The following is a 6,592-nucleotide window of genomic DNA, read 5'->3' on the forward strand; positions in this document are numbered from 1 at the left end:
GTCCTGGCCGCAGTGGCGTTGATCGCCCGCGGCATATTCCTGGGTCGGCCGGTGACCGCCGGGCACGCCATCGCGGCGGCAGCGGTGCTGTCGACCGGACTGCTCGCCCACATCTTGTCTCGTGGTCTGCTGGGCGATGCCGTCATCGCCGCGGCAGGCTGGGCGTTGATGTGGCCGACGACGGCTCGTCCGGAGCCCGACGCGCTGCCACGGGTGTGGTCGCTGGTCAACGCGACGCACGGCGATCCCCTGGCTCCCTTCGCGATGCAATCGCGAAAGAGCGTCTTCTTCAACGCCGACGGCACGGCGATGGTGGCCTACCGCACCCGGTTCGGCTTTGCGGCCGTCAGCGGGGATCCGATCGGTGACCCCAAGGGTTTTCGGGAACTGGTGGATGACTTCTCCACGATGTGTCACGGGCGCGGATGGCGCATTCTGGTGCTGGGCTGCAGCCAGCATCGGTTGTCGCTATGGACCGACACCACGACCGTCAGACCACTTCTGCGTGCCGTGCCATTCGGGCGCGACGTCGTGATCGACGTGGCCCACTTCGACATGGTCGGACGCAGGTACCGCAATCTTCGGCAGGCGGTGCGGCGGACGCACAATGCCGGCGTGAGCACCGAGGTCGTCGCCGAGGCGAACCTCGACGACGCAATCCTGGCCGAGCTGACCGACGTGCTGGACGCCTCGCACGCCGGGGTCCTGACCGAACGCGGCTTTTCGATGATCCTCGACCGCGCGCTGGAGGGACGCTATCCGGGTGTTCTGTTGATCATCGCCAGGGACCACTCGGGCCGCGTGCAGGCGTGTCATCGGTACGCGCTGGCCGGCGATGGCAACGATGTCTCACTGGACTTGCCGTGGCGCCGACCCGGCGCCCCGAACGGCATCGATGAACGACTTACCGTGGACATGATCGCCTGGGCGAAGGAACACCACGCACGACGCCTTTCGCTTGCCTTCGCGGCGTTCCCCGAGATCTTCGACGACGAGCACCGCGGCACGTTGCAGCAGTTCTTCCACGTCGTGATCCACTTGGGGGACCGGCTCATCCGCTTGGAGTCGCTCTACCGATACCTCGGCAAATACCACGCGCTTGGCGAGCAGCGGTATGCCTTGCTCTCGCTGCGCCACCTACTGCCTGCGCTGGTCGTGCTGTTGACGTTGGAGTTCATGCCGCGTCGCCGCCGACTTCCTGGCTCGTCGGTACGCTGAATCGAGATGATGGTGTCGCGAATCTTCTCCAGTCTTGCTCCGGTTCGGGCCACCGTGGCCTACGCGACGGCGCTGTTCGTCGTCGCATCGGTGTTGTTGGCACTTGGTCCCGGCGCCCAGGACCGCGTAGTTGGCGGTCTGAGCACCAATCTTCACAACTTGGGGCAGGGCCATCTGGGAACGCTTCTCGGAAGTGCCTTCGTCACCGCCGAGGGGCAGACCTACCTCCTGCTGCCGGGACTGGTGTGCCTGCTGGCGCTGGCAGAGCTCTTCTGGCGCAGTAGACGGTTGATCCAGGCATTCGCGCTCGGGCACATCGGGGCAACCCTGATCGTCGCCGCCGGGTTGGCCGTCGCCATCAAGTGCGGTTGGCTGCCCATCTCGATCACCCGCGCCAGCGACGTCGGGCTCAGCTACGGCGCGGTCGCCGTCCTTGGAACATTGACGGCGGCGATCCCGCTGCGCTGGCGCCCCGCATGGATCGGCGGGTGGTTGACGGTCGCGTCGGTCGTCGTGTTTTCCACTGGGGACTTCACGGCAGGTGGGCATGCCGTCGCCTTGATACTCGGCATGTTGCTGTCCGTGCGGTTTCGCCTCGGCGCGCACTGGACAGCGCGCCGGTTGGCGCTGCTGGCGGCGGGCGTCACGCTTGGCCTGCTGCTGCTCGTCGGGGTGTCCCTGCCGACGGCACCAGTGGCCATGCCGGCTGGATTGGGGGTCGCGCTGAGCGCCTACTGGATGACCCGGCGATGGCTCACGAGGCGCGCGCTACTAGCGGCGACAGTGAGGTCAGCGGGCTCCTCACGGGCTTTGCCGGGCCAGAAGGTCGGCGCGGGTAGCGGGCATGCCGCTGCGACCGCGCGAGTCACATTTGATCGCCAGGATCTGGTTGAGGCCCAGCCGGTTGGCTGTGAATCCCAGCGCTGAACCCGCCATGAATAGACGCCATACCCGGGCCCGGCCGGCGCTGCTGCCCGAGACCGCCTCCTGCCAGTTGGCTTCCAAGTTCGCGACCCAGGCCCGCAGCGTGAGCGCATAGTGTTCGCGAAGCGACTCCACGTCACGCACCTCGAAGCCGGCCCCCTCGAGTGATTCCACCATCGTCGCCATCGGTTCGAGTTCCCCGTCCGGGAAGACGTAGCGATCGATGAAGGACGTCTTCGAGAAGCCCGCGCGTCTGCCTGGTCTCCGCGAGATCGCATGGTTGAGCAATCGGCCCTCTGGGCGCAGCAGCGCGTAGAGGTGTGCGGCGTAGGTGGGCAACAGTGCGAGGCCGACGTGTTCGGCCATGCCGATGCTTGAGATCGCGTCGAACGGCCCGTCGTCGACGTCGCGGTAGTCCTGGACCCGGATCTCTACCTGATCCGCGATGCCCTCGGCGACCATCCGCTTACTCGCGTACTCCGCCTGTTCGTGCGACAACGTCACGCCAACGACGTGAACGCCATAGTTGCGCGCCGCGTGCAATGCGAAGGTCCCCCATCCGCAGCCGACGTCGAGCACCCGCATGCCCGCGGTCAAGCCGAGCTTGCGCGCCACGAGGTCGCACTTGGCGTATTGAGCCGCGGCCAGGTCCCCTCCGGGTTGCTCCCAGTATCCGCACGAGTAGGTCATCGACTCGCCCAACACGAGGCGGTAGAAGTCATTGCCGACGTCGTAGTGGTGGCTGATCGCGGCGGCGTCGGTCCCCCTGTCGTGGACGTGCCGGCGCGCCACTCTCGCCTCCTCGGCGGGCGGCTTGGGTGGGAGGCCGATGATCCCCAGCCGCAGCACGGCTTTGGCGAGCGCCTTCCTGGTCTCGGCGTCGATCTGTACACCGGGACCGTGGCTTGGGTCCGACGACTGCTCCAAGACGTCCAGGCCGGCGAGCAGGTCGCCATGGATGTCGATGTCGCCGGACACGTACGCGCGGGCGAAGCCGAGTTCATTCGGCGCCCACAACAGACGCCGCAGACCCCGACGATTGACGAAATTGAGTTCCCACTGCGCGGTGACCGGCCCCGACGTGCTTCCGTCCCAGCATCTGATCTTTACCGGTACATCTGGGCCCACCGCTGCTCGAACCAGCGGAGCCACCGTCTCAGCGATCGTCACAGCCGAATCCTCCGCTCATAAACCTTCTTCGAGCGTAGAACAGGGGCTCAGGGACACGCCATTTGGCATGTCCAGCTCTCGCATTCACCTCGCCGGGACTATGCGTGCTGGGCCGTCCGCGGACGCACCGCACCCGGTCAATGGACCAGCTGTGCCAGGTGCTGCTGTGCGTAGCGACGGACGGCGTCGATGTCCTTGGTGTCCAACACGTGAGTGCTGACCTGTGCCATGGAAGTGGCCAGCCGAATGTGCAGTTCGGCCACTGCCACCAAATCCGGGGCGGGCATGGTGGCGCCGGCTGCCCGTAAGGCCTTTGCCATCGCCGTGGAAGCGCTTTCCAGGAATTGCTCGGCCGCTTCACGCATCCCGGGCGATACGGTGAACTCGCCGTCGAGTTGCAGGAATCGGCGCATGGTCGGCTCGGTGGTGAGGATGCGTACGCCTTCACAGAAGCAGGCGACGGACGCCGCCTTGGGGCCGGAGTCCACGTCGACGGTTTGCAGTCTCGCCATGGCGTACTCGAATGTTCGCCGGCCGAGCTCGGTGATGAGGGCATCGCGGCTGGGGAATCTGCGGTACAGCGTGCTCCGGCTGACACCGGCCTGCCGCGCGATCACATCCAGGCTGAGCCGTCCGACACCGACGAGCGCGACCTCCTCAGCGGCGGCCTTCAAGATGGCAGCCTCTTGCTCGCCGGGTGAGTTGCGGGTGCGCGGGACCATCAACCGACGGGACATCCGCCAGGTGCGGCAAACGAATCCAAGGCGACTGAGCGATGCAGACGGACGATCTTCTCGTACTCGAGCCGATTGCGGGCCAGGGGTACCAAAAGCAACCGGTCCGGGAGCAGGCGCCAAATCAGTTGCAGCGAACGCGTATACAGCGCGAACTCCAGATCATGCCTGGTTTTCCAACGGAAACCGGTCGCCTGCCGGATGCCCGGATGCATGATCCCGAACGAACAGATCTTGATGACATGCCCAGCGACCGGCCGCACCATCAACCACAGCGGGGTGATCGCCACCGCAATCGGTTTGGGCAGCAGAAGTGTTGGTAGCGGTAGCTTTCCGATTCTACGTACCGACCGGTCCAGGAATGGATTGGACTGCGCACGGGTGGCGACCATGTCGTCGTAGTACCGCTGGGCGTCCGCGTAGGTGGGAGGCAGGCCCGCGGAGCGGCCGGGCAGCTGCAGAATCTCGAAGGCGTCCAAGAGTTGTCGGTACGCGGCTTCCTGCTCGGCCGCGGACAACGTGATCCCGGTACTCGGAGTGAAGGAATGCAGGATCAGGAATATCCCGCTCACCGCAATCCAATTCCACAGCACGGGATCCAATGCGCTGTAGCGGACGTCGGCGAAATCGCCGACGCCGACGCCACGCACGTCGCGGTGCAGGTGTTTGAGTCGATCCGCTTCTGCTGCTCTGTCTTCCGCGTCGCCCCATAGCGCCAACGTCGTCGAGAAGCCGCCGCGCAGCGAGCGGTCGGTGAAGTTGTCGTCGAACCGGCCGGTCTTGTCAACCGCCGCGGCGACCGCGGGAATCGCCACCTCGTCGTACGCGGACGCACCGAAGAAGCCGGGCAGTGCGCTACCGGAGTACTTGCGGAACTGGGCGAGCACGCGGGGCCGAACAGCCGAAGCCGCGGGTCGTGCCGCCGTCTTCGACGTCGATGCGAAAGTGGCCATTCGTCTCCCCGCCCGGTTTGACACAAAGAAGCAATTTCCATGTCAACGTAGCACATATCGCAGGCGCGCCGGCGAAGTATTCGAGGGTTTGGCCCTCGACCGAGGCAAGGCCACCTTCGATATTAAGTAAACAACTGTACTTCGAATATGTCTATTGATGTTCACGTTCGCGATCGAGGGTCACCGTCTCCGCCTCACCTGCTGGGCGCCTCGTTCCGTCCATTATTCGCCTCATCTCGGTACGGAAGAGGCAATTATGCAGGGTAATTGGCTTGCGATGAAGGTGCACGGGCTGCTCGCCGTTGCGGAAGCCAGGCCCCGTTACGCCGCGCTCGATGCAGTTGAGTGACTACGCACAGCGCATCTATGTCAATGGCGATTCCGCCAAAATCGTTGACGCCTGAAGAGCTCCGACTATACGGTGACCACCGGTAGCGAACGGCGCTACGACGAGTTGCCGGCCCAGGCTGGGGCTGTATCTGTCGGGGAGGGACGTCGAACCTTTGCGTATCCGGCCTCTGAGTGCGGGACGATGACCGCGGCACCCGAACGGGCGTCGGGTCAGGGCGGACCGCGCAACGGCGTTGACGCCATCGAGGACTGGTCCGCCGGTTACGTCAGGCGGCATCCGCTGGCCGCACTCACGACAGTGGGCGATCAGTTCATCGTGGGCGTACGGACCATCCAGTACATGTTGGTTGACCTGGCGACTGGTCGGTTCCAGTGGCGGGAGTTCGTCCGGCAGGGCGCGTTCATGGCGGGAACGGCGGTCGTGCCGACGGTCCTGGTGGCGTTGCCGATTGGCGTCACCCTCTCGATTCAGTTCGCACTGCTGGCCGGCCAGGTGGGCGCGACGTCCCTGGCGGGTGCGGCGAGTGGACTCGCGGTGATCCGGCAGGCGGCCTCGTTGACCGCCGCGATCCTGATGGCGGCGGCGGTGGGCTCGGCGATCACGGCGGACTTGGGTTCGCGCACGATGCGCGAGGAGATCGACGCCATGGAGGTGATGGGCGTCTCGGTGATCCGGCGCCTAGTGGTGCCACGGTTCGCGGCGGCCATCATCATCGGCGTCGCGCTCACCGGTGTTGTGTGCTTCGTTGGGTTTCTCGCGAGTTATCTGTTCAACGTCTACTTCCAGAACGGCGCACCGGGCAGCTTCGTCGCGACATTCGCATCCTTCGCCACGACAGGCGATTTCGTCGTGGCATTGCTGAAAGCCGTTCTGTTCGGCGCCATCGTCGCCATAATCTCCTGCCAGAAGGGGCTCTCGACCGTCGGTGGGCCAACCGGCGTCGCGAACTCGGTGAACGCGGCGGTGGTCGAATCGATCCTGGTGTTGATGGTGGTCAACGTCGCGATCAGCCAGCTCTACATCATGCTGTTTCCCCGGGTGGGCCTCTGACATGGCGGCGTCATCCTATGTACCGCCGCTGGTCGCGCCGTGGGCCCGGCTCTACAAGAGGGCGACCGCGCCGGTCGTCCAGCTAGGCCACATGCTGGTCTTCTTCGTGCGCGCCATCGCCGCGGTGCCGATTGCGCTGCGGCAGTACCGAAGCGAGTTCGTGCGGTTGCTATCCGACATCGCCTGGGGCA

The 6,592-nt window shown here is 65.4% G+C and carries 5 protein-coding genes and 2 pseudogenes; 4 read left to right on the forward strand and 3 right to left on the reverse strand.

Annotated features, from left to right (window positions below):
• A partial coding sequence (locus tag ACRDUX_RS38665) for a phosphatidylglycerol lysyltransferase domain-containing protein (protein WP_526422475.1) occupies positions 1-1,218 on the forward strand: 1,218 nt, incomplete at its 5' end.
• Between the two features lie 9 nt (positions 1,219-1,227).
• Positions 1,228-1,980: pseudogene (locus ACRDUX_RS38670) on the forward strand (rhomboid-like protein); the annotation flags it as partial.
• A 39-nt stretch (positions 1,981-2,019) separates the two neighbouring features.
• On the opposite strand, the gene ACRDUX_RS38675 reads toward ACRDUX_RS38670, so the two are convergent.
• The 3 genes from ACRDUX_RS38675 to ACRDUX_RS38685 form a co-directional block, all read right to left on the reverse strand.
• The gene (locus ACRDUX_RS38675; protein ID WP_526422477.1) at positions 2,020-3,312 is read right to left on the reverse strand and encodes a class I SAM-dependent methyltransferase; all 1,293 of its coding nucleotides are present in this window, start codon (positions 3,310-3,312) and stop codon (positions 2,020-2,022) included.
• Between the two features lie 137 nt (positions 3,313-3,449).
• Complete coding sequence (locus ACRDUX_RS38680; protein WP_526422479.1) at positions 3,450-4,034, reverse strand: TetR/AcrR family transcriptional regulator; 585 nt, start codon at positions 4,032-4,034, stop codon at positions 3,450-3,452.
• Positions 4,034-4,999: an oxygenase MpaB family protein gene (locus ACRDUX_RS38685; RefSeq protein ID WP_526422481.1), complete on the reverse strand. Its 966-nt coding sequence runs from the start codon at positions 4,997-4,999 to the stop codon at positions 4,034-4,036. Before ACRDUX_RS38685 ends, ACRDUX_RS38680 begins: the two co-directional genes overlap by 1 nt.
• Positions 5,000-5,531: 532 nt before the next feature.
• On the opposite strand from ACRDUX_RS38685, the gene ACRDUX_RS38690 reads away from it, so the two are divergent.
• Together ACRDUX_RS38690 and ACRDUX_RS38695 are read left to right on the forward strand one after the other, a co-directional pair.
• Entirely contained in the window at positions 5,532-6,401 is an 870-nt protein-coding gene (locus ACRDUX_RS38690) for an MlaE family ABC transporter permease (protein ID WP_526422483.1), read from the forward strand.
• 1 nt (position 6,402) lies between these two features.
• Positions 6,403-6,592: pseudogene (locus ACRDUX_RS38695) on the forward strand (ABC transporter permease); the annotation flags it as partial.

It is taken from the genome of Mycobacterium sp., assembly GCF_050701675.1.
GTDB lineage: Bacteria > Actinomycetota > Actinomycetes > Mycobacteriales > Mycobacteriaceae > Mycobacterium.

Excerpts from the sequence above, each read along its gene's own strand:
- ACRDUX_RS38680 (WP_526422479.1), bottom strand. The coding sequence starts at position 4,034 with ATGGTCCCGCGCACCCGCAACTCACCCGGCGAGCAAGAGGCTGCCATC.
- ACRDUX_RS38685 (WP_526422481.1), bottom strand. The coding sequence starts at position 4,999 with ATGGCCACTTTCGCATCGACGTCGAAGACGGCGGCACGACCCGCGGCT.
- ACRDUX_RS38690 (WP_526422483.1), top strand. The coding sequence starts at position 5,532 with ATGACCGCGGCACCCGAACGGGCGTCGGGTCAGGGCGGACCGCGCAAC.